Here is a 21,728-nt window from a genome sequence, read left to right on the forward strand (position 1 = left end):
CCACACCGCGCGGCCGGCTCGCTGAACTAGCGCAGGCCGTCGGTTGCGGTGTCGGAGGGCGCGTGCACCGGGGCGTACGTGCGCTCGATGCTGGCTTCACGATCCCGGCGCTGCTCGGCACAGCGCTGCTGCGCCGAGGTGAGGGCGCTGTCCGCGCTGCGGCGCTCGGCGCTGATCGACTGCTCCAGGCTGGCGATCTGCGCACGCACGCCCGCGTCGCGCGTGGCGGCGGCCAGCGCGTCTTCATCGGTGCGGCCCAATTGCTGGTTCAGTGCGGCTACCTGGCGCTGATAGGTCTCGATGCGCCGGTCAATCGGCCCCTGGATGTTCGACCGCGCCGCGTTCATGCAGTTGCGCTCGGCGATGGACGCATCGGACAGATCGGTGGAGCGGAACACCGCCGACTGCGTGGCGGCCTCTCCCGGGGTCCGGGTTGCCGCCCGGCTCGCGCGGACGGTGACCTCTTTGGCGCCCGCGCCACACGGCTGCTGCGCGTACACGGTTTCACCCTTGGCGCCGGTGCATTTATAGACCTGCGCCTGGGCCGAGGGCACTACGGCCAGCGCCCCTGCCGCGCACACCAGCGCCATGCCCCACCATTGCCTTCCGTCCATGAATGCACTCCGCCGTGTTCGTTGTAGGGCCATTCTTGACCGCTGGCATGGGAGCGCACCAGTACCGTCGTCCCGATTCCTGTTGTGCGGTTATGCTCCAGCCAGACGGCCCTGGCCTCAGGACACCCACGATGCGTAGATCGATCTTGCTGCCACTTGTCATCGCCCTGGCCACACCGCTGCCGGGTTGGGCAACCGCCATCCCTGGCGACCCACCGCCGCCCACACAGAGTGGCCAGCTGCAGGGTGCGCCATGGCGCATCGACCTGCCGGCGCGCTGGAACGGTGAACTGGTGATGCTTGCGCACGGCTTCGAGCCGGCCGGCACCCCGCGCGACGCGGTGTGGCCGGCCAACGATGCCACCCCCGCCCTGTTGAAGGCCGGGTACGCCGTGGCGCAGAGCGGGTACGCCAGCCAAGGCTGGGCGGTGAGCGATGCCATCGCCGACACCGAACGCCTGCGGCAGCACTTCCTGGACGCACATCCGCGCACGCAGCGCAGTTGGATTCTGGGCTTTTCGATGGGGGGTGCCGTGGCCATTGCCACGCTGGAACGCTACCCGCAGCACTACGCCGGCGGTGTGTCGTTGTGCGGGGCCAACCTGCCCGGGGAGGTGCTGGCCCGCGAAATGCTGACCACCCTGCTCGCGTTCGACACCCTGTTCCCTGCGGCCCCGGGGCTGCCGGTGGACGGGCTGGCCTCGACGGCCGCGGCCACGCTGCCACAACAGGCGCTGTATCCGGCCATCGACGCCGCCGTGCAATCGCAGCCGGCGCTGGCCGCCACCCTGGCCACGCGCCTGCAGGTGCCGGCCAACCAGTTGGCCGGCACCATCAGCCTGCACGCGCTGGTCTGGCACGACCTGGTCAGGCGCAGTGGCGGCGTTCCGGTGGGGAACCACGACACCGTGTATGCAGGGTTCGGCGATGACGCCGCCTTCAACGCTGCGGTGCGCCGCGTGGATGCCGACCCCGCCGCACAGGCCAATCTGCGTCGCCAGCTGGGGTTGAACGGCGCGCTGCAACGCCCGCTGGTGATCCAGTACAACCGCGACGACCCCACCATCAGCGCGCGCTTCGAAGAGGTGTACACCGCCCTGGCCGCCCACGCCGGTGCCCTCCGCCCGCCTACCTTGCTGCCGCGCACCGGGGAAGGCCATTGCGGCTTCGTCGATACCGACGTGGTAGGTGCCCTGCAGGCTGCCGCCCGCTGACGGGGTGTTGTAACCGCAACGTGGCCGCGCGGCCTCGGCGATGCCCCCGGGTAGTGCCGGCCGCTGGCCGGCTCCACGGGTTATCGGGAGCCGGCCAGCGGCCGGCACTACCGGGTTATTGGGAGCGGGCCGGCGACCGGCGTTTCCGGTGTGCCGCCACTGGTCGCCGGTCTGACGCGCACGGGGGCTGCCCCACCAATACCGCTACCATGTAGGCCCCCGGTCGGTGCAGTTGGTTCCAGATGAGTCGCGCAATCACGATGTACACCGCCGTCGGGTCGCATGGCACCGCGCATGGCATCGCCGGTCTTCAGCAGCGCGTGGACGCAGCGCAGACGTTGCCGGCGCTGTTCTGCGACGGTGAAGGCTGCACCGCGCAGGTCCGCTTCGTGCCCGAGCACACCCGCACCGGTGCTGATCGCGTGCCCGTCACGATTCCCGCCGGGATCCAGCTGGAAAAGGACGCCGAGCACGCGCCCACCTGCCGTTACAACGTGCCCGGTCGCCTGGACGCGCTGCTGGCCAGCATCCTCGATCCGGCGCTGGTGCATCGGCTGGAGGACGGCCGCCACGAGCTGCGCCTGCTGCCCCTGCACCAGGACCTGAAGCGTGGCGGCGGGCCGGCGCTGGATGCCCACCTGCGCACCGTGAACGCGCTGCTGGTGCTGCGCGCGATGTGCGACGACGACGCGCTGTTGGACGCCCGGGTGGTGTTGCGGCTGGGCAAGAAGCGGGTGGCGTGGGATGCGTTCTTCTACGCACTGGACCGCTACGATGCGGCATGGGAGCGCGTGGATGCGGCCAGCAATGAGATTCCCCTGGCCCTGTCAGGCACCGTGCGTTCGCACCGGGCCGCGCAACCCGGCGCGGATTTCAGCACCACGTTCCTGAACTGCGCACCGAAGTACCAGCACACCGGCATCGTGGACGAGCGTGTGTTCGTCGAGGTCAGCGTGGGCCATGACGATGCAGCGTGGCTGCAGTCGTTCCCGGTGGGCGCGCAGGTGGTCATGCTGGGGCTGTGGCGGCTGGGCAGGACCAGCACCGCGACCCGCCCACACCCCACCGATCCGCGCCGCACCATCACCAATGTCACCTACAAACTCGCGCTGCGCCCGGTATCGAAGCAGCAACTGGTGGCGGTCAGCTAGACCGCGTCTGGATCACCCTTCCCAGTCCAGGCCACGGGGCGCACCGCGGAATCCGGCGGCACGCAGCGCGTCGGTCAGTGCATCGCGACCGACCGGTGCATCGTTGATCAGTTCCAGGGTGAAGCGCCCCCGTCGGCCACGCCCCAACGCCGCCGCCAACGCCTGGCACGCGGCCCGGGTGAGATCCGCGCTTGCCTGCGCCGCATCGAACCACGTGAGCAACTGGCGCCCACCTTGTGCCAAATACATCAGCGGGCGCCCGGCGCCGATGACCACCAGCGCGCCGGCGCGTCGCACCGGGCGCAGCGTGGCGGCATGCGCTGGCCACGGCAGCACGCTGCCGAAGGGGTTGGCGGGATCCAGCGCGGACAGCCCCACCACTACCGGCGACGGCGCTGCCTGCAGGGTGTCGGCGATGGCGCGCAGCCGGTCCACCGTGGCGCGCTCGGCGAACTGCGCGCCGCCCAGCCCCGTCACGAAGCGGCCGCGCAGCACGCGGCCGGCATCTTCCATGCTGCGATACACCTGCTGCAGCGCCGGGAATCCGCCCACGATGCCCTCGGCCACCGCCGCGCCACGGGTGACGATGGCATGCCGGTCGAGCAGGCCGTCGGCGAGCGCCACCGCACGCACGGTGTCGCTGGTGGTCTCGCGCGGCAGCAATGACCAGCGCCCCGCCAGGCTGGGTGCGGCAAAACTCGCGACCGAGGTCGGCGACGTGTCGGCGTGTTCGCGTGGCGCGGCCATGTCGATCCAGCGCGGATCGCGCTGCCGCCGGGTGGGCCGCACCACCCGCGGGCGCGGCGTGCGCGTGCCGGACAGCCCGCGCAGCGGCGACCAGATGTCGGTGGTGACATGGCCGGCCCAGACCAGGTCCCACAAGGCCGCATGCAGCGTGTCCAGAGTGATCGCCGGCACCGTGTCCGGATCCGTCGCCGTTGCGGCCAACCGCCCCTGCACGGCCATCGCCAAGGCGCGCGCAAAATAGGCACCGCCCTCGCCCAGCGCCGCCACGATGGCCTGCTGCAACGGCGAAAGGTCGGTCACGGTGGGTACCGGCAGGGTCTCGAACGCGACCTCCTGCAGGTGCAGTGAGACCAGCCCATCATCGTCGCCGATGCGCGCATGACCGGCCCACAGCACGCTGCCGGTGGCGAGCAGTTCATCCAGCATGCCCGGTGCGTAGTCGCCCACCCGTGCGGGCAGAATCTGGCTCTCCCAGACCGATGCGGGCGCGCTCACGCCGGCCAGCAGTTCCACTACCCTCGCCACGCCATCGATGCCGTGCAACGCGGCGGTCGACACGTGGGCCACGCGCACCGGCGGCGCCGCGTCGGGCACCAGGCCCTGCCGCTCCAGCAGCAGCAGCGCGTAGGCATCCTGCGCGACCGGCCGGGTGGCCGCGCGCGCCGCCTGCAGCGAGCGCGTGCGCAGCCGACGCAGCACGTCGTCGGCCACCCATTCGTGATGGGCCAGCGCCAGCGGTGCGGGCACGCCAGCCGCCGCCTCCTGCCCCTGGCGGACTACCCCGAAGCTGCCGCGCAGCACCTTGCCCTGCGCCTGCAGCTGTTCCAGCGCTGCGTCGGCCACCACCACGCCCACGCCGAATGCCGTTGCCACTTGCGCGGTGGTAAAGGGCGCGTGGGTACGCGCGTACCGGGCCAGCAGTTCCCCAAGCGGATCGGTGGATGGCGGCAATACGGCATGCGGTGGCAACGCTGGCAAGGCGATGCCCAGCGCATCGCGCAGCCGTGTGGCATCTTCCACCGCCGCCCAGTGTTCGCTGCCGGCCAAGCGGATGCGCAGGGCGCGGTGGTCGCGTTCGAGGGCGTGCAGGTGCTCGATGGCCGCCTCGTCCACCAGCCGCCGCGCCACCTCCGGCAGCGACAGCGGGCCCAGCTCGCGCAGCAGGTCAGCCACTCCTTCCCTTCCCTTCGCGCGCCGCGCCGGCGCAAGACGCTGCAGCTCCGCACCGACCTGGTCGACCACGGCCGCGTCCAGCAGCTCGCCCATGTCCACCTGCCCGAGCAGGTCGGCCAGCAGGCCGTCATCCAGCGACAGGACCGACGCGCGTCGCTCGGCCAGCGGCACGTCGGTGCCATACATGAACTCGGCCACGTAGCCGAACAACAGGTTCGCCGCGAACGGCGATGGCACCTCGGTGGTGACCTCGGCGATGGCCACGCTGCCCTCGGCCAGGCGCTGCATCAGCGCGCCCAGCGCCTGCAGGTCGTACACGTCCTGCAGGCACTCGCGCGCGGCCTCGATCAGGATCGGGAAGTCGGGGTAGCGCTGTGCGATGGCCAGCAGTTCGGCCGCCCGCAGGCGTTGCTGCCACAGCGGCGAGCGCCGCCCCGGGCTGCGTCGCGGCAGCAACAGCGCACGCGCCGCACATTCGCGGAAACGGGCCGCGAACAGCGCCGATGTTCCCACCGCACGGGCCACCTCGCGCCGCACCTGTTCCGGGTCGAACAGGAACAGGTCCGCGCCGGGCAGGCGGCCGGCCGTATCGGGAATCCGCGCGATGATGCCGTCGTCGCTGGCCACCACCGCCGGGTCCACGCCCCAGCGTTCGCGGATGCGCGCGGCCATCGCCAGGGCCCACGGGTCGTGTACGCGTCGCCCGTAAGGCGAATGCAGCATCAGCCGCCAATCGCCGTTCTCGTCACGGCAACGCTCCACCACCAGCCTGCGGTCGGTAGGCAGCACGCCGGTGGCCTGGCGCTGCTCGTCCAGCAGCCCGTAAATGTTTTCGATGGCATTGCTGGCCAGCCCGCAGGCCTGCAGGCGTTCGGTCATCGCGGCGGGCCGCTCGCCTTCATCGGCAGCGCGTTCCAGCGCCGCTATGAAGGCCCCGACCGCTTCGCCCAGTTCCGCCGGCCGTCCTACGCCTTCGCCGCGCCAGAACGGCAACCGCGCCGAGCGCCCGGGCGCGGGCGTCACTACTACCTGGTCATGGGTAATCTGTTCGATGCGCCACGACGTGGCGCCCAGCGTGATCACATCGTTGACCCGCGACTCGTGCACCATTTCTTCGTCCAGCTCGCCCACGCGCCGCGACCCGGCGCGCTCCTCGCCTTCGGGCAGCACCACGCCGAACATGCCGCGGTCGGGGATGGTGCCGCCGCTGGTCACGGCCAGCTGTTTCGCACCCGGCCGCGCTTCCAGCGTGCCGGTCTGCCGGTTCCAGACCAGGCGCGGGCGGAAGCCCGCGAAGTCGTCGGACGGATAACGCCCCGTAAGCATGTCCAAGGTTGCATCGAACGCACTGCGAGGCAGCGTGCGATACGGCGCAGCGCGGCGCACGCGGGCATACCAGGCGTCCACATCCAGGGTATCCATGGCGGCGGCCGCCACCGTCTGCTGGGCCAGGACGTCCAACGGGTTCTGCGGCGGATCCACCGCTTCGATGCGTCCGGCCAGCATGCGCTCGATGGCCACGGTGGCATCGATGAGGTCGCGCCGCGTGCGCGGGTACACCAGCCCCGTGGATGTGCCGCCTACCTGGTGGCTGGCCCGCCCCACCCGTTGCAGCGCGCTGGCCACCGATGGCGGCGCCGCGACCTGGATCACCAGATCGACGCGCCCCATGTCGATGCCCAGCTCCAGGCTCGAGGTAGCCACCACGCAGCGCAGTTCGCCGGATTTCAACGCCTGTTCGATCTCGCGGCGCTGTTCCTTGGACACCGACCCATGGTGCGAACGCGCAATCAGCGCCGCCGCCCCGCTCACCCGCCCGCTGGTGCCGCCGTTGAAGGAGGCGTAATGGCCCTCTGCAGGCACGGTATCCTGCGCGGCGGCTGGCGGTGCGTGCACGCCGGGATCGCGTGCCAGGCGGTCGGCATACAGCTCGTTGAGCCGCGCGGTGAGTTTTTCGGCCACGCCGCGTGAGTTGGCAAAGACGATGGTGGCGCGTCGCGCCAGCACCTGGTCCAGGATGCTGGCCTCCACGTGCGGCCAGATCGACCCGACCCGGCCCGCCAGCGCAGTGCCGCCCTCGCCCAGCGGCGAGGGAATATCGGCCATGTCCTCCACCGGCACCACGATGCGCACGTCCAGCTGCCGGTCCGACGGCGGGTTGACCACGGTGACGGGCCGGTCGCCGCCCAGGAAGCCGGCCACCTGCTCCACCGGGCGCACCGTGGCCGACAGGCCGATCCGCTGCACCGGTTGCTGCGCCAGCGCGTCGAGGCGCTCCAGGCTCAACGCCAGGTGGGTGCCGCGTTTGCTGCCGGCCACCGCGTGGATCTCGTCGATGATCACCGTATGCACGTCGCGCAGGCTGTCGCGCGCCTTGGAGGTGAGCATCAGGAACAGCGATTCGGGCGTGGTGATCAGGATGTCCGGCGGCCGCCGCAGCAGCCGGGCGCGTTCGGCGCTGGTGGTGTCGCCACTGCGGATCGCCACCGACAACGCCAACGCCGGGTCCCCGCGCAGTGCGCGCTGCGCGTTCACGCCCTCCAACGGCACCTGCAGGTTGCGGTGCACGTCCGCGCCCAGCGCCTTGATCGGCGAGATGTACAGCACGCCGGTGCCGTCACCGGGCACGCGCGGCCGCTGCGCACGCACCCGGAACAGGCGGTCGATCGCATGCAGGAACGCGGCCAGGGTCTTGCCCGATCCGGTCGGGGCGATCACCAGCGTGTGGTCGCCGGCACCAATGGCCGCCCACGCGGCAACCTGCACCGGCGTGGCAGCGTCGAACGCGGACGTGAACCAGGCGCGGGTGGCCGGCTCGAAGGCGGCCAGTGATGGCGTGGCGTGGGGCGTGGAAGTGGGCATGGGCGGAACAGATGATCGCCTCAAGGCGCGTTCACCACCACCCACGTGGGCGCATGGTCGCTGGCCTTGTCCTGCAGACGCACCCAGCGGTCCACGCCGGCGTCCTTGAGACGGTCGGCCAGCGCGGGATTGAGCAGCAGGTGGTCGATGCGCAGGCCACGGTCGCGCTCGGCATGCTGGCGGAAGTAATCCCAGAACGTGTAGATCACCTCGTCGGGGTGGCGCGCACGCAGCGCATCGGTCCAGCCCTGTGCCAACAGACGCGCGTAGGCATCGCGCACCTCCGGCTGCAGCAGGGCATCTTTGCGCCAGGCCTTGGGGTCGTACACGTCCGCGTCGGTGGGAATGACGTTGAAGTCGCCCATGATCACCACCGGGTGCGGCAGCGCCACCAGGCTGCGGGCGTGTTTGACCAGGCGCTCCATCCAGCGCAGCTTGTAGTCGAACTTCGGGCCCGGTTGCGGATTGCCGTTGGGCAGGTAGATGCCCGCCACCACGATGCCGTGGATGGCCGCTTCCAGGTAGCGGCTCTGGGTGTCGGCCGGTTCGCCCGGCAAGCGTCGGCGGCTTTCAACCGGCGTCACACCGCGCCCCAGCAAGGCCACGCCGTTCCAGCGCGCCTCACCCAGCCATAGTGCGCCATAGCCGGCCTGTTCCAGTTCGGCCGCCGGAAACGCCGCGTCGGTTGCCTTCAGCTCCTGCAGCGCCACCACGTCGGGCTTCTCGGCCGCCAGCCACGCCAGCAGGTGCGGCAACCGCGTGCCGATGCCGTTGACGTTGTAGGTAGCCAGCGTGAGGGTCTTGCGGCGCGTCATCGGCCTGGCCTCGCCAGCGCAGGAGACGCGCAGTGACACCGCGCGGGTGCGCGTGCGTGCAGCGACAGCGACAAGGAAGCGTTGACCATGCGCCGATTAGACGCCGGTGCATGTCATCGGCGCGTCACCCTGACCGGCGGCTCACAACCGCCCCCGTACCCTGCGGGCATGCGCCGCTTCGCCCAAGCCATCGCCGACCCTGCCTCACTGCCCGTTGGACTGCCGGCTTCGCTGGCCGACGCACTGGCCACCGCCCCGGACCGCTACAACATCGGCAAGAACGGCAGCGCCACCGTGCTGGCCCGCGACGGCGATGGCAGCCTGGTGGCGGCGGACATGCGCTGGGGCCTGGTACCGCGCTGGTCCAAACAACCGTCCACGCCCTACACCACCGTAACCGCGCGGCTGGAGCGCGCCGCCAAAAGCCGCATCTTCGCCCAGGCCTGGCAGCAGCGACCCTGCGTGGTTGCCCTGACCGGCTATTACAAATGGGATCGGCAGCGTCGCCCGCCGTGGCCGTTGTTCGTGCAACGCACCGACGGCCTGGCGCTGCTGGCGGCCGGCCTGTGGGAACACTGGGCCGGCGAAGATGGCGAGGAGATCGACAGCTTCACCGTGCTGACCGCGCCGAACCCCGGCATCCCTGCCCCGCTCACGCCCGATGGACCGGTGTTCATCGATGCGCCGGTGGCGATGGCGTGGCTGTCCGGTGCCCTGCATACGCCCGCCGCACTTCAGGCGCAGGCCTATACGCCAGCGCTGGAGGCCTATCCGGTGAGCCGCGCCTTCCGTGATCCCGCGCGCGACGACTACACCCTGCTGGAACCGGTGGACCCGGCCGCGGAAGGCGCCGACAGCGGCCCCGCGGCGTGGGATGGCGATGGTCTGGACGATGAAGACGGCGCGGACTAGCGCACGCGTTGGCCGCATGCCTCTGTCAACGGCGACGTAACACAACTTGGCGCTGCGTTGACATCAGCAGGCACAGGATCAAATACCCCCTCAGTAAAAACCCCATGAACGGTAGTGTGCGCATTCCCCCTTCGCGTGGTGTTGTTCTGGTCGTGGAAGACGAGATCGACGTGTCCCGGTTGTTCGTAGAAGTGCTCAGCCAGGCCGGTTATGACGTGGTACCGGCCTATTCGGTCACCGACGCGCTCGGCACGCTGGTTTACCAGCGCTTTGACGCTGCCGTGCTGGACATCGAGCTGGGTGACGGGCCGGTGTTTCCGGTAGCCGATCGCCTCGCCCGCACCGGCACGCCGTTCCTGTTCGCTTCGGCGGTCTACATCCAGATGGTGCCCAAGCAGCATCAGGGCGTTCCCTTCATCGGCAAGCCCTTCAACATCAACGAACTGGTGGCACGCGTCGAGGACGCCGTCGAACGCGGCCGCAACGGTCCACCTTCCAACCGCGCCGCAGACTGAGTTCCCCCGTTATGGCCGCGCCGTCCGGTTCCCGCCTGGTCATCTACGCCGCACTGGCTGGCAATCTGTGCATCGCCATCGCCAAGTTCGTGGCCGCCGGCCTGTCGGGCAGTTCGGCGATGCTCAGCGAGGGTGTGCATTCGCTGGTGGATACCATCAACGAGGTGTTGTTGCTGTACGGTCTGCGCCGCTCGGAGAAGAAGCCCGACACCGTGCACCCGTTCGGCTACGGGCGCGAGCTGTACTTCTGGAGCTTCATCGTGGCGCTGCTGGTGTTCGCCGCCGGTGCGGGCGTGTCGGCCTATGAAGGCATCCAGCACATCCGCCACCCCGAGCCGGCCACCAACCACCTGATCAGCTATTCGGTGCTGGGCATCTCCATCGCGTTTGAAGGCGCGTCGTGGTGGATCGCGCTGCGCGAGTTCCGTGCCAGCAAGGGCACGATGGGCTACTTCGAGGCCTTCCGCCGCAGCAAGGACCCCACCACCTTCACCGTGCTGCTGGAAGACAGTGCAGCGCTGCTGGGTCTTGGATTCGCGCTGGTGGGCCTGTTGGCTGCACAACTGCTGGACATGCCGGTGCTCGATGGCGTGGCCTCGCTGTGCATTGCCGCGGTGCTGGCGGTCACGGCCTTCCTGCTCGCCCGCGAAACCAAGGGACTGCTGGTGGGCGAGCCGGCCCACCCCAGCGTGGCCAACCGGATCCTGGCGGTGGCCAACACCGACCCGGACCTGCGCAATGCCAACGGCGTCACCACCATGCAGATGGGGCCCGACCAGGTGGTGGCAATGCTGAGCGCCGAATTCGAGGACGACCGCACCACCCCGCAGATCGAGGCGTGCATCACCCGCATCGAGAAAGCGGTGAAAGCGGAGTACCCCGAGCTGGTGGCGCTGTTCGTGAAGCCGCAGACGCCGGAGGTGTTCCGCGCGCGACGGGCAGCGCTCGGCGAGCACCGCCCGTCACCGTAACAACCGGCCCGCTCAGGCCAGCGGAAGCATCTGGCGCACGCTGCGCAGCAGTTCGTTGACGCTGAACGGCTTGGGCAACAAGGCCATCCCGGTTCCGAGAAAATCGTTACGTACCACCGCGCTCTCGGTATAGCCGGTGATGAACAGGACGGGCAACTGCGGGCGCAATGCGCGGGCAGCGTCGCCCAGCTCACGGCCGTTCATACCGGGCAGGCCCACGTCGGACAGAAGCAGGTCGATGCCGCGCTCGGAGTGCAGCTCCAGCAGCGCCTGTTGCGCGTTGATCGCCTCCACGACCTGGTAGCCCGACTCCATCAGCATCTCGCGCACCATCATGCGCACCGAGTCGGTGTCGTCCACCAGCAGGATCCGCTCGGACCGTCCTCGCGGCACCTGGGTGGGCTGCGGCGCCTGCTCGGGGCTGAGCAGCTGGCCTTCGGGCAGCAGAAGCTCGATCTCGGTCCCTTCCCCGCGCTCGCTGGCGATGCGCGCACTGCCGCCGGACTGCCGGGCAAACCCGTAGGTCATCGACAAGCCCAGGCCGGTGCCTTCGCCCTGCGGCTTGGTGGTGAAGAACGGCTCGAAGACCTTGGTCAGCAGCTCAAGCGGAATGCCGCTGCCGTTGTCGAGCACCTTCACGCTGATGTAGTGCCCCGGCGCCAGCTCATGGTCGCGTTCCACATGGGTACGGCCGGCCCGGATCCGGATGAGCCCTTGGCCGGCCAGCGCATCGCGCGCGTTGATCACCAGATTGAGGATCACGTTCTCGAACTGGTTCGGATCGGCCACGGCCACCATGGGCTGCGCACCCAGCTCCAGTTCCAGCTCGATGTTCTCGCCAATGGACCGGCGCAGCATGTCTTCCAGCGAGCGGATCCGGGCCACCACGTCGAAGGTCTGCGGATCGAGCGGCTGCTTGCGTGCGAAGGCCAGCATGCGCTGGGTCAGCGCGGCGGCGCGGTGGGCCGAGGCGGTGGCGATGTCGACATAGCGCGAGGCCTTGTCCCATGCGCCTCGGGCCACGGCGATCTCGATCATGTCCAGGCCGGAGATGATCGTGGTCAGCAGGTTGTTGAAGTCGTGCGCGATACCGCCGGTGAGCTGGCCCAGCGAATCCATCTTCTGCGCCTGCAGCAGCTCGACCTCGGTGCGCTGGCGCTCTGCGATCTGAAAGGCCAGTTCCGAGGTCGCGCTTTCCAGCTCCTGGCGCTGCTCGGTCTCGCGCGCGTGGCGTTCGGTGGTGTCCTGGACCAGCACCAGGCCCTGGCCGGGCGCACGGTACGGCGTGACGCGCCATTCGGTGATGCGCGTTGCCGCGCCCGCACGCAGGGTAAACGTGCCCTGCCAGCGCTCGCCCTCGGCCAGCGCAACCTTCAGCGCGCTCAGCGGGACCACCTGGTCCGCCAGCAGCGCCTCCAACCTGCCCGGCGCACCGTCTTCACCGAGCAGCCGCACGAAGGCGTCGTTGGCATCGTGATAGCGCAGCTCGGCATCCAGTACCGCGATCGGCGCATTGATCTGGCGGAAGATCTCGCCAAAACGTGCTTCGGCTTCACGCAGGGCTTCTTCCGAACGCCGCGCGCGCAACAGCGTGCGCAACGTGGCCAGCAGGACGTCCGGATCGACCGGGTGGATCAGGTAGGCATCCGCACCGGCGTTCAAGCCGGTGATGAGGTCGCCGGTGGCGATCGAGGCCGCCGACACGTGCACCACCGGCAACAGCCGCATGCGCGGGTCGTCGCGCAACTGCCGCACCACGTCGAACCCGCTCATGTCCGGCAGGTTGACGTCCAGCACCAGCGCACCGAAATCCTGCCGGGCCAGCTGTGCCAGGCCCTCCCCACCGGTACCGGCCTCTTCGACCTTGTAGCCGTGATGTTCCAGCACGCGCCGCACCGCATAGCGGGTTGCGGCGTTGTCATCCACCACCAGGATACGATCAGAGTTCGGCACGGGGCGTCTCCTCGGCGAGCTTGTAGGGCAGCACCACGTAAAAGTCCGAGCCTTCGCCGACCACGCTGTCCACGCCCACATGGCCGCCCAGCAGTTCGGCGAAGCGCTTGCACAGCGACAGCCCCAGGCCGGTGCCGCGCAGACGCTTCTGCAGCGGCGTATCGACCTGAACGAAATCCTCGAACAGGGTGGACTGCAGGTCCGCCGGGATGCCGATGCCGGTGTCGCGCACGCTGAAGCGCACCGAATCATCGCCCTGCATGCGGGCCGAAACGACCACCTGCCCGTTGGGGGTGAACTTCAGTGCGTTGGAAATGAAATTGCGCAGGATCTGCGCCAGCTTCTTGTCATCGGTGTACAGCATGGGCAACGCCGGCGGGTCCTCGAACAGGAGGTCCAGCTGGTCGCCTTCGACCAACGGGCGGAACATGCCGCGCAGCGCCGAGAACAGATCCATCAGGTCGAACCAGGCCGGCGAGATGGTGATGCGGCCGGCCTCGATCTTGGCCAGGTCCAGCAGGTCGTCCACCATCTCGCGCAGCTCGCTGGTGGAGGCGCTGATGAAGCGTACCTGGCGGCGCTGTTCGTCGGTGAGCGGACCATCCATGCCATCTTCCAGCAGGCGCGTCATGCTCAGGATCGAGCCCAGCGGCGTGCGGAATTCGTGGCTCATGTAGGACAGGAACCGGCTTTTCAGCTCGGAGACCTCGCGCAGCTGCTCGGCCTGCTGGTCCAGCTCGGCATACAGCGCCAGCACGCCCTGGTTGGTTTCATCCAGTTCGGCGCGCAGCGCGTCGGCTTCCATGCGCAGCTGCTGCACCTGCTGATCGTTGGCAGTGGACATCAATGTAACTCTCCAAGTCGCAGGGCAACGATGCCGACATCGTCCCGACCGCGGTCGAAATCACGCTGCAGCACCGCCACGATCAATGCCGGGTGGCGGTGGACCAGGCCGGGGTAGTCGCGCAGGCTCCAGCGCGCCTGCAGTCCGTCACTGTGCATGACCAGCAGCGTGCCTGCGTGAGTGTGAAAGTGAAAGGGTTGTGCCTTGCGGAACTGCACCCCGACGATGCCCGGGTGCGAGGCCATCCCGCGCGAGCCGGTGGGCTCGCACAGCGAGGCGGAAATGTTGCCGATGCCGGCGAACTGCACGGTCTGGCCGTTCTGCCCGACACAGGCCACGGCGGCGGCGCCCCCGCGGCTGCCGGACATGCCCGCATGCATCGTGCCGATCAGCGTGGCAGCATCGAAGGCCGAGGCGGTGGCCATGGCCGCCGTGCCGGCCTGGGCGGCATCGGCCGCCGGCAGACCATGGCCCAGTCCATCGATCAGGGTCAGTGCGGTGGTGTGCCCATCGGCGCGCAGGTGCCAGCCGTCGCCGCAGGCTACTTCATGGCGCATGGGGATGCGCAACGCGCCGTAGGCAAGATCGATATCCGGCGCGCATCGGCTCGGGTAGATGCGCGCCACGATCACCGCGCCGCGTGCGTCGGACCAGGCATCCAGCACCGTTGCCTGGCGGCGGATGGCGCCCAGACCCAGCCCCTGCGTTCCGCCGGTGGAGACGCCATCGGGAAGGCACTCGGACAGCGAGAAACCGGGGCCGGCATCCTGCGTGCACAGTTCCACGCCACGCCCCCTGCGGCCGCAGACCAGCGACAGGTACATGCGCCCGCCGCGACCGTGCTTGATCACGTTGGTGGCCAGTTCGGTGGCGGCCAGGGCCACGCGCCCGGCGTCCATCTCGTCAAAGCCGGCATGGTCGGCCAGGGCCAACGCTTCGCGCCGTGCCTGCCCGACCTGCGAGACTTCTTCGACCACCACCACCCGGGTCACCTGGCCGGTGAAGTTCAGGTCCATTTGGTGATGGCAATGCGCGTGCCCTCGCCGGGTGCGCTGTCCAGCTCGAAGTCGTCCACCAGCCGGCGCGACCCGGACAGGCCCAGGCCCATGCCCGAGCCGGACGACCAGCCATCGGTGAGTGCCTGGGCCAGATCGGGAATGCCGGGGCCCTGGTCGGTGAAGACCAGGCGCACGCCCTTGCGCAGGCCGCTTTCCAGTATTTCCCATGCCATGGTGCCGCCGCCGCCGTAGATCACCGCGTTGCGGGCCAGCTCGCTGGCTGCGGTCACCAGTTTGGTCTGGTCGATCAGCCGCAGCTTGCACGCCACCGCCGCCTGGCGCGCGGCCTGGCGTGCCAGCACCACATCCTGTTCGACGCGGATCGGCAACACCCCGGTCGGCGCGGTCATGGCAGTTCTTCGTCGGTGCGCTGCAGCAGCTTCATGCCACGCTCGACGTTGAGCGCGGTACGCACGCCGCTGAGGGTGAGCCCCAGCTCCACCAGCGTGATCGCCACTGCCGGCTGCATGCCCACCACGACGGTGGTGGCATCCATGATCCGGGCAATGGAGGAGATGGTGGAAATCATGCGTCCGATGAAGGAATCGACGATGTCCAGGGCCGAGATGTCGATCAGCACGCCGCGCGCGGAGGTGCGGCGGATCTTCTCGCTCAGGTCGTCCTGCAGGGTCAGCGCCAGCTGGTCATGCATGTCCACCTGGATGGTCACCAGCAGCAGATCGCCCATTTGGAGGATCGGAATGCGTTCCATGTCAGCGCTCTGCCCGAACCACCGTCTGCCCGGTGCGCTTGAGCGCCAACGCCAGCGCGTCGGCCAGGTTGGCCTTGGTCACGATGCCCTGCAGGTCCAGCCCGAGGTGCACGATGGTCTGGGCGATCTGCGGCCGCACGCCACTGATGATGGCGTCGGCGCCCATCAGGCGGATGGCGGTGACCGTCTTGAGCAGATGCTGGGCCACCAGGGTGTCCACGGTGGGCACGCCGGTGATGTCGATGATGGCGATTTCCGAGCCGGTATCGACGATCCGCTGCAGCAGCGACTCCATCACCACCTGGGTGCGCTGCGAATCCAGCGTGCCGATCATCGGCAGCGCCAGCACGCCTTCCCACAGCTTCACCACCGGGGTGGACAGCTCGAGCATTTCTTCCTGCTGGCGCTGGATGACGTCTTCGCGGGTCTTCTGGAACGCCTTGACGCTGTGCAGGCCCAGCAGGTCCAACAGTTCGGAGATCGCCCACAACTGGTCACCCAGCAGCGCCGGGTCGTCGGCGTACCCCTGCTGGATAAGATCGAAGAGCGGACGCTTGAGCGAGAACAGGAAGCGCGCGGTTTCGGCCGAGTCGAAGCCCTTGATCACGCGGTCGCGCGACAGGTCTTCCAGGAACCGGCGGGTTTCCTGCCAGTCGGCGCCGGACAGGCTGCCTACGTTGGCCACCGACAGCGCCTGCAGGAACAGGCGCCAGAACTCGCGCACCTGGGCGTCCAGTTCGCGGGGTGACAAGCGCGCATCCTGGGTCTGGTTGCCGGAGGTCAGGCTGTCCGTCCACTGGGCCAGCAAAGGCTCCTGATGGCTGCGGATGAGATCGATCGTGCGCTGCTGCAAAGCCGCCATACGGAATTCCTGCAAAGAAAGGTTGAGAACCAGACCGACGCACCTGAATGGGCGCCGGGACGGGAGCTTAAATCAATTCAGGTAGCTGAGGAGCGTACGGTGAAGTGTCTGATGTGAAGGAATCGAGCACATAGCTGACTCGTTCATGTAACGCCTGTTCAAGCTGCCCGGATCCGCCCTGGCCACCTGCGTCAGCCCCCATCGGAGGGTTTGACCTGCCCCTTCCATCACCCTCTAGAATGCGCCGGCGGCGAGAGGAGTACAGCCGCATGCACCCGCGCGGGCACGGCCACGCGCGGCCGCCCTGCCAACACGGACGTACGATGGATTTCAACGCCTCACTGTCGCGCTTCTACGCGCTGCCTGTCACCGCCGCCATTGCTGCAGCAGTCGATACGGATTTCGCCGATACCCAGACCAGCGACCTGGTCCACGCGCACCTGTCACGCAACCCGCTGTACTTCGGCGGTATCGACAAGACCCTGTCCGGATTCGTGGTGCTGGATGACGCTGGCGACAATTACACCCTGATCGATGTGCGCGGTGGCGGCCAGGTGTGGTGGCAGGACCATGAGACCCGTCAGGTGGAACCGCGCTTCGCCAGCCTGGACGAGTACGTGGCGTTTCGCGCCCGGCTCTCCCGGGACCCGGATGACGAAGCGTCGCTGCTGCAGGAGTATGCCTTCACCCCGAACGACCGCGATACCGGCACCGCCGCGCTGCTGGACCGCTACCAGTGGGTGATGCATGCGCTGGCGCTGTCAGCGCGCCGTGATGACCAGGTGCTGCTGAGTGCGGACACCCTGGTGGTGGATGCCTTCCAGCGTTACATCGGTACGTTCCCGGAAGATGGCAGTGAGCAGCGTTGCTTCGACAGCGAACTGCCGCGCCTGGGCCAGGACACCCACGTGGCCCTGTACTGGCTGTTGCACGCCAGCCTGCTGGGTCAGGACGACCGCCTGGCCCAGGTGCTGGCCGCCGTCGGCCGTACCGAAATTCCGCTGCTGCAGGCATTCGTGGCCACGTTCGGTCACCTGCCGAACGCCCCCCTCACTGTCGTGGACGACTTTGCCCACCGCCGCGCCAGACTGCTGATCCTGGCCCAGGCTGATACCGACGGCCCGGTGCAGCTGCTGCTGCGTGCGCTCGCGATGTCCCCGCGCACGGTGGGCCTGGACATGGTGGACAAGATCGCCCTCGCGCTCGAGCAGGATCCTGCGGCCATCGATGCGGCGGTGGCCTTGCAACTGCTGGACCGTATCCCGGACCGCGACGCCCCCGCCGTCTGGGCACTGCGTGCGTTCCTGCAGGCAAAGCAGGGGCTGCCGGCCCAGGCGGCCGCCGACCAGGCCACCCGCCTGCTCGCTGCCAGCCCACATGCGCCGCTGGAGACCGTGCTGGCCCTGCACCCCATCCGCGAGTGCATCGGCGATGGCCGCGCCTTGTTGGACGTGGTTACCCCGCTGCTGGCCTGGGACGACCTGATGACCCGCGTGCTGGACCTGCTCGAGCACGCGCAGCACTTGTGTGGCGAACAGGTCATGCCAGCCGATGCACTGGCCCAGCAACGTGGCCTAGCCGAGGACGTGCTGGCCATCTGGGACGCGCCCAGCTTTGCCGAAGGCGTGGCCGCCGCCACGCCTGCCGCGCGCGAGGCGATGGCCATCCGTCTGGCCCGCACTCCAAGCCTGGCTGACACCGACGCAGACCGCGCCTGGGCACTGCATTACCTGCTCGACAGCGCCCTGCCCGGGCGCTGCGCTCTGTTGCAACGCGCCCTGCCGCAATTGAGCCCACCGCTGCAGCGGCAGGCAGTGCCCGCCATCTGCAAGACCGTCACCGACGCCGGTGACCCGCTGGTGCCAATGCTGGTGACGCTGGCCGGCCAACAGCCGTTGCCCGGTGACATCGCCGCCGAGCTGGATGCTGACGCCCGCGCCGACGCCATCATCGCTGGCCTGCAGCCGTTCTGGGGCGACCCCCGCCTGTTCGACCCGCTGATTGCCATGCTCGAGCGGGCGCCGCTGAAGAGCGTGCTGGTGGACCGGCTGGGCAACGCCATCGGCGTGGTGCTGCCCGTGCTCGACACCGACCAGCGACAGCGCCTGCTGCACTGGGCGGTGCCGCGGGTGCAGGCGCACGAGGACGACCACTGGACGCCACGCATCCTGTCCCGGCTGGAATCGCCCGACCTCGCCCCGGCCCTGTGTGCGGTGCTGGAAGCCGAATCAAACGCACTGGCCGCCGGTCAGCCCGCCAGCGAAACCGTGCTCAAAGCGATGTACGACAACCTGGGCGAGATCGCCAAGCACCAGCCCGACGTTGCCAGCTACCTGGTTCAGCGGCTGTGGCAGGAACACGCCTACCCGCGCGGCCTGTACTGGGCGCTGTACATCTGCCGCTCGCCCGCCGTGCATGCGCAGGTCATGCAGGCGCTGCGGGCGCGGCCGTCGGTGACCGCCGCCGCCACCTACTGCCCCAGCATCCACAGCTGGGACAGATACCCCGAACAGGTATTGGAGGTGGCCGAGCATGCGCTCGCGTGGCCGTTGCCGGACAACGGCGACGAACGTGGCTATCTCAACTACATCCTGCTGCTGGGCAGCACCGCTGCCCTGACCTGCCAGCAACCGGCCCTCGCCCGCGCGTTGTACCAGCGCGCCGCCGATATCGACGTTCCCGCGCGTGAAATCGGCAGCAGCACCGCCGTGTTTGACCCCTACCGCGATGGAGCGCTTCGCGCGCAGCTGCAGGATGCGCTGGATGGCAAGGCAGAGAAGCAACGGGCGGCGCTGCACGCACGCCTGCACAAGGCGCGCGCCAAGGGCGTCCCCGATACCGGCATCCCCTTGGCGGCGCTGGGCCAGCTGGCCGGGGGAACAGCCACGTTCGCCTGGTTCCGCCATCCCGTCACCGGTGCCACCCTGTTCCAGGACGCGCTGGGCAACACGCATTACTTCGACGGCCATGCCATCGTCGCGCCGCCCTTCCAGTTGCAAGGCTACACCCTGGCCGACACCGGTCCGGCCCTCTTTGACGACGCCACCGAGGTATCCGAGCGCTGGATGTGCTGGAAGGGCGACACGTTCTACGACTGGGCCCGCCTTGGCGCCGCCATCAATGTCGTCCACGGCGCGAGCAATGGACACAACCAGGTCCACCTGGCACTGCGCTGTGCCACCGCGCAGGACGCCGCAGACGTGCTGGCAGGCATCCGGGCCCATCCGCTCGCCGGGTACGTTGCCTGCGACCCCTGGTACCTCGCCGGGAGCGGCGAGATTGCCCGCACCCTTTACCACCCCGAGCACGGCGGTGGGCTCAAGCTCTTCGTCAGCAACGGCACCTGGCTCGACCGCGACCGCACCCCCGTGCCCGCCGATGTAGCGCTGGCCACCTTCGACTCGCTGGAAGCGGCGGCCCGCCGCGCCGGCGGTTTCACCTACAGCATCGAATGCCTGGACAATCACAAGCGACCGCAGGACCAGCCCCTGCTGGAGTGGTTTGTGGACCTGGGGCGGCGGCACGCCAGCAACGTGCCGCAGGCGCTTGAACAGACCACCGAACCGCTGCAGCGCTACCTGGCTGCGCATGCCCTGTTGCCACCCGGTACCGCCCTGCACACGCACCGCGAGGCACCCGCGGCACAGGCCGACATCGACGCACTGGCCGCCGACCAAACCCATCCGCTGCCGGACGTGCTGGTGGCCTGCTGGCAGCACCATGCCAGCATTGGCTGGCAATTTGCCGACCAGGGTATGCGCCTGTTGCCGCCAGGCGAGTTGCTTGCCATCACTGCGATGGACGGTCGCCGCCCCCTGCTGGTGGACGCACGCGGTACGACACGCTGGGTGCTGGACGACACCGACGACAGCGACCGCCAGGTGATCCCGGCCGACCACGACGCCGACTTCGACGCCCCGGCCGATGAGGCCTTGCGCAGCGCATTGATCGACACAGTGTTGGACATCATGGAGCACGCCGTACCCAACGCAGACCTGCTCTGGTACGGCCAACGTGGTGACGCCGACGTGCAGTTCCTGCAGTTGGCCAGCGCCTCCCATGTCACGCAATTGCGGCTGGACCGCGACGCCGCCATCCTGGCGGTACGCAAGGGCAAGCGCGGCCAGGCCGGCAAGGTACGCATTGACAGGTTCCAGAGCCTGGCCAAGGCCGAGGCGGCCTTTACCAAGGCGCGCAAGGCGGCTGAGGCTGGCGGCGCTACGCCGCACCCGTAACATCAGACATTTGACGCCACCCACGGAGCGCCCCATGCAACAGACCGTCATTCCCCAGCTGCGCATGACCGATGCAACCGTCAGCGTGCCGTTCTACCAGCAGCTGGGTTTCACCATCGACTGGGAGCACCGCTTTGCGCCCGACATGCCGCTGTTCGTGCAGATCCGCCGCGAAGGCCAGCTGCTGTTCCTGACCGAACATGCCGGTGACTGCGAACCCGGCGGTGCGGTGTACTTCCATGTGCCGGACGTGGATGCCCTGCATGCCGCGTTTGTGGCCGCCGGAGCGGCCGTGTTCCGCGCGCCGGCCGATGTGCCGTGGGGCGGTCGCGAGATGATGGTGGTGGATCCGGATCACAACCGGCTGCGGTTTGCTACGCTGGGGGAGTGAACCCCAGTCTCGCAACACTCTCCACCTTGCAGGATTCCCGCCAGCAGACGCGGGCATCGTACTGGCGGCGGTGAAAAAGGCAGGCTGGACCGTCACGGGCAAGCCCGAACGCAAGCCCAAGCACTTCGACGTCCTGCGGTTGCCCATACTGCAAACGGCCAGGTCCGCTTGCTTTGGTAGGGTCGGTTCCCAAACGACCGCCGATACACGGTCCACGCCATTGCACGCATGACCATCAACGGAGACGCGCCGTTGATCGCAACCAACCTCGCCGTTCCCGCGTCATGTCGCCACCGAACGCGGGCCGTTCCACGGCAGTCGACCAAGGTTCGACCCTACCAGCCACGTCCAGCGCAGCAGGAATGCCCCGCCCGCGTGGCGTCTCAGTCACGGCCTCCGTTGCCGCAAACAGCCGCGCCGCCGCCCCGGTAGGGTCGGTTCCCAAACGACCGCCGATACACAGTCCACGCCATTGCACGCATGACCTCCAACGGAGACGGGCCGTTGATCGCAACCAACCTCGCCGTTCCAGCGTCATGTCGCCACCGAACGCGGGCCGTTCCACGGCAGTCGACCAAGGTTCGACCCTACCAGCCACGTCCAGCGCAGCAGGAATGCCCCGCCCGCGTGGCGTCTCAGTCACGGCCTCCGTTGCCGCAAACAGCCGCGCCGCCGCCCCGGTAGGGTCGGTTCCCAAAC

General features: G+C 68.8%; 16 protein-coding genes. 7 read left to right on the forward strand and 9 right to left on the reverse strand.

The features are described 5' to 3' along the window. Window positions 1–26: 26 nt before the first annotated feature. On the reverse strand, window positions 27–614 hold the full coding sequence (locus AC6CHL_RS03455; protein WP_498293366.1) for a DUF4124 domain-containing protein: 588 nt from the start codon (window positions 612–614) through the stop codon (window positions 27–29). A 131-nt stretch (window positions 615–745) separates the two neighbouring features. On the opposite strand from AC6CHL_RS03455, the gene AC6CHL_RS03460 reads away from it, so the two are divergent. Both AC6CHL_RS03460 and AC6CHL_RS03465 read left to right on the forward strand, forming a co-directional pair. After that, window positions 746–1,828 carry an alpha/beta hydrolase family protein gene (locus tag AC6CHL_RS03460; RefSeq protein WP_498293368.1) on the forward strand — a complete coding sequence of 361 codons (1,083 nt, stop codon included), beginning with the start codon at window positions 746–748 and terminating at the stop codon, window positions 1,826–1,828. Between the two features lie 242 nt (window positions 1,829–2,070). Continuing rightward, on the forward strand, window positions 2,071–2,979 hold the full coding sequence (locus tag AC6CHL_RS03465) for a hypothetical protein (protein WP_498293369.1): 909 nt from the start codon (window positions 2,071–2,073) through the stop codon (window positions 2,977–2,979). Between the two features lie 12 nt (window positions 2,980–2,991). Here AC6CHL_RS03465 and AC6CHL_RS03470 read toward each other — a convergent pair whose 3' ends face one another. Continuing rightward, entirely contained in the window at window positions 2,992–7,761 is a 4,770-nt protein-coding gene (locus AC6CHL_RS03470; RefSeq protein WP_498293370.1) for an ATP-dependent helicase, read from the reverse strand. A 20-nt stretch (window positions 7,762–7,781) separates the two neighbouring features. After that, window positions 7,782–8,576 carry an exodeoxyribonuclease III gene (gene xth, locus AC6CHL_RS03475; RefSeq protein ID WP_498293371.1) on the reverse strand — a complete coding sequence of 265 codons (795 nt, stop codon included), beginning with the start codon at window positions 8,574–8,576 and terminating at the stop codon, window positions 7,782–7,784. Between the two features lie 168 nt (window positions 8,577–8,744). On the opposite strand from xth, the gene AC6CHL_RS03480 reads away from it, so the two are divergent. From AC6CHL_RS03480 to AC6CHL_RS03490, 3 genes are all read left to right on the forward strand, one after another. Beyond that, entirely contained in the window at window positions 8,745–9,488 is a 744-nt protein-coding gene (locus AC6CHL_RS03480; protein ID WP_498293373.1) for an SOS response-associated peptidase, read from the forward strand. Between the two features lie 104 nt (window positions 9,489–9,592). Beyond that, on the forward strand, window positions 9,593–10,003 hold the full coding sequence (locus AC6CHL_RS03485) for a response regulator transcription factor (protein ID WP_051598789.1): 411 nt from the start codon (window positions 9,593–9,595) through the stop codon (window positions 10,001–10,003). Window positions 10,004–10,014: 11 nt separating this feature from the next. After that, complete coding sequence (locus AC6CHL_RS03490; RefSeq protein ID WP_498293376.1) at window positions 10,015–10,974, forward strand: cation diffusion facilitator family transporter; 960 nt, start codon at window positions 10,015–10,017, stop codon at window positions 10,972–10,974. Window positions 10,975–10,986: 12 nt separating this feature from the next. On the opposite strand, the gene AC6CHL_RS03495 is transcribed toward AC6CHL_RS03490, so the two are convergent. The 6 genes from AC6CHL_RS03495 to AC6CHL_RS03520 are packed head-to-tail and all read right to left on the reverse strand — an operon-like array spanning window position 10,987 to window position 16,403. Then, window positions 10,987–12,927, reverse strand: a complete 1,941-nt coding sequence (locus AC6CHL_RS03495) for a response regulator (RefSeq protein ID WP_448133919.1) — start codon at window positions 12,925–12,927, stop codon at window positions 10,987–10,989. Further along, window positions 12,914–13,771 carry a sensor histidine kinase gene (locus AC6CHL_RS03500; RefSeq protein WP_038687828.1) on the reverse strand — a complete coding sequence of 286 codons (858 nt, stop codon included), beginning with the start codon at window positions 13,769–13,771 and terminating at the stop codon, window positions 12,914–12,916. The genes AC6CHL_RS03495 and AC6CHL_RS03500 overlap by 14 nt, the downstream gene beginning before the upstream one ends. Continuing rightward, window positions 13,771–14,787, reverse strand: coding sequence for an ATP-binding protein (locus tag AC6CHL_RS03505; protein WP_483006900.1), 1,017 nt, complete (start codon window positions 14,785–14,787; stop codon window positions 13,771–13,773). Before AC6CHL_RS03505 ends, AC6CHL_RS03500 begins: the two co-directional genes overlap by 1 nt. Continuing rightward, window positions 14,778–15,179 carry an ATP-binding protein gene (locus tag AC6CHL_RS03510; protein WP_038687824.1) on the reverse strand — a complete coding sequence of 134 codons (402 nt, stop codon included), beginning with the start codon at window positions 15,177–15,179 and terminating at the stop codon, window positions 14,778–14,780. Before AC6CHL_RS03510 ends, AC6CHL_RS03505 begins: the two co-directional genes overlap by 10 nt. Next, window positions 15,176–15,541, reverse strand: a complete 366-nt coding sequence (locus AC6CHL_RS03515; protein WP_038687823.1) for an STAS domain-containing protein — start codon at window positions 15,539–15,541, stop codon at window positions 15,176–15,178. Before AC6CHL_RS03515 ends, AC6CHL_RS03510 begins: the two co-directional genes overlap by 4 nt. Window position 15,542: 1 nt before the next feature. Further along, window positions 15,543–16,403, reverse strand: a complete 861-nt coding sequence (locus AC6CHL_RS03520; protein WP_141057010.1) for an STAS domain-containing protein — start codon at window positions 16,401–16,403, stop codon at window positions 15,543–15,545. Between the two features lie 323 nt (window positions 16,404–16,726). Here AC6CHL_RS03520 and AC6CHL_RS03525 point away from each other — a divergent pair, with 323 nt between their 5' ends. After that, on the forward strand, window positions 16,727–20,638 hold the full coding sequence (locus AC6CHL_RS03525) for a hypothetical protein (protein ID WP_498293378.1): 3,912 nt from the start codon (window positions 16,727–16,729) through the stop codon (window positions 20,636–20,638). Window positions 20,639–20,672: 34 nt separating this feature from the next. Next, complete coding sequence (locus tag AC6CHL_RS03530; protein ID WP_448136044.1) at window positions 20,673–21,029, forward strand: bleomycin resistance protein; 357 nt, start codon at window positions 20,673–20,675, stop codon at window positions 21,027–21,029. Window positions 21,030–21,728: the final 699 nt, after the last annotated feature.

The organism is Stenotrophomonas sp. GQ19, assembly GCF_059758695.1.